The sequence below is a fragment of the Nonomuraea sp. NPDC003707 genome (genome assembly GCF_053587055.1).
Map to the genome: position 1 here is coordinate 1 of NZ_JBSFNK010000124.1, position 1542 is coordinate 1542.

A 1542-nucleotide genomic window follows, 5' to 3' on the forward strand; every position below is an offset into this window, starting at 1 on the left:
AGAGGTCCTAACAAAATGATCTAGGAATAAAGGGTGATCACCTTCAGGTTGATCACCGCCGTGAGGAAGGGCGAGCAGCCACCGTGGATCGTGCCCGACGAGTTGTGGGCGCGGATTGAGCCGTTGTTGCCGATCGTGCCACGCCGTGCCGATCACCCGGGCCGCAAGCGCCTGGATAACCGGAAGGTCCTGTCAGGCATCCTGTTCGTGCTCTACACCGGCATTGCCTGGGAATTCCTGCCGCAAGAGCTTGGCTTCGGTTCGGGGATGACCTGCTGGCGCAGGTTACGGGACTGGCATCAGGCCGGGGTGTGGGACAAGCTGCACCAGTTGTTGCTCGCCGAGTTGCACGCCGCCGGTCAGCTGGACTGGTCCAAGGCGGTGATCGACAGCTCCCACGTCCGGGCGCTCAAGGGCGGCCCAAAACCGGGCCGAGCCCGGTTGACCGCGCCAAGCCGGGCTCGAAACACCACATCATCACCGACGGCAATGGGATCCCCCTCGCCATGTCGTTGACCGGCGGCAACCGCAACGACGTCACTCAGCTCCTGCCGCTGATCAAGGCCATCCCGCCGGTGCGAGGCCGCCGCGGCCGCCCTCGCAAGCGGCCCGCCTGTCTGTACGCCGACCGCGGCTACGACCACGACAAGTACCGCCGCCTGGTCTGGCGCACCGGCATCAAACCCGTCATCGCCCGCCGCGGCACCCCGCACGGCTCCGGCCTGGGCACCCATCGCTGGGTCGTCGAACGCGCGATCGCGCTGCTGCACTGGTTCCGCCGCCTGCGCATCCGCTGGGAGGTCCGCGACGACATCCACGAAGCCTTCATGAGCCTCGCCGCCGCAATCATCTGCTGGCGACGGCTCACGAGAAACTGACAACGGGTCAGCGATCGGATCCAACCGCCGACAGGTCCCCAACGGCGTCGGCGTAGTAGGCCGAGTCGGCCAGGTGGAAGGCGATCTGCCGGAGTGTCCAGCCTTCACCGGGCGACCGGTCGAGCTGGTCTGGAGTGAGCGCGGTCAGTCGGCCAGCCCAGATCTGGCTGAGCCGGGTGAGCCGGCTCCTGGCCTCGTTCAAGTCTTGGTCGGTGAAGGGCGCCAGATCGGCAGGAGTTGTGCTCGCCGACGCATGCCAGCGATCAGGGATCGTGGGGTTGCCTGCCAGCCGTGCTTCCACCTCGGCGAGGTGATCGATGAGGTGATCGGTGACTCGGCGGATTGCCTTGTGTGGGGTGTAGACCCGCTCATCGGCGCGCACCGGGTGACCGTCCCACGCTGTCCAGGTCGCCGCCAGATCGAGTACGTGGTCGATCATCGACGTCACGACCAGCGCCGGTTCGCGATTACCAGTGGTCGGAATCTCATCGGACATCCACGGCCTCCAGCTCAGTGCGTTACACGACCGGACAGGGCACGCTCACCGACCCCAACCCGGCGGAGACCGACAACGGCTCCGGAACGCAACCTAGGCTCCAGACATCTCGATGGCCATCGAAGCATGGATGCACGGCCGGTCAAGATTCACTTTGTTAGGACCTCT

General features: G+C 65.7%; 2 protein-coding genes. One reads left to right on the forward strand and one right to left on the reverse strand.

All coding sequences use genetic code 11. The features are described 5' to 3' along the window. The first annotated feature begins 87 nt into the window (after positions 1–87). A protein-coding gene (locus ACWDRB_RS67790) for an IS5 family transposase (protein ID WP_449912894.1) occupies positions 88–878 on the forward strand; the annotation gives its coding sequence in 2 pieces (ribosomal slippage) (positions 88–421 and positions 421–878; 792 coding nt in all). A gap of 7 nt (positions 879–885) precedes the next feature. On the opposite strand, the gene ACWDRB_RS67795 is transcribed toward ACWDRB_RS67790, so the two are convergent. Then, positions 886–1374, reverse strand: a complete 489-nt coding sequence (locus tag ACWDRB_RS67795; RefSeq protein WP_449912892.1) for a hypothetical protein — start codon at positions 1372–1374, stop codon at positions 886–888. Between the last annotated feature and the right edge of the window lie 168 nt (positions 1375–1542).

Coding starts and splice junctions, on each gene's coding strand:
- ACWDRB_RS67795 (WP_449912892.1), bottom strand. CDS start 1,374: ATGTCCGATGAGATTCCGACCACTGGTAATCGCGAACCGGCGCTGGTC.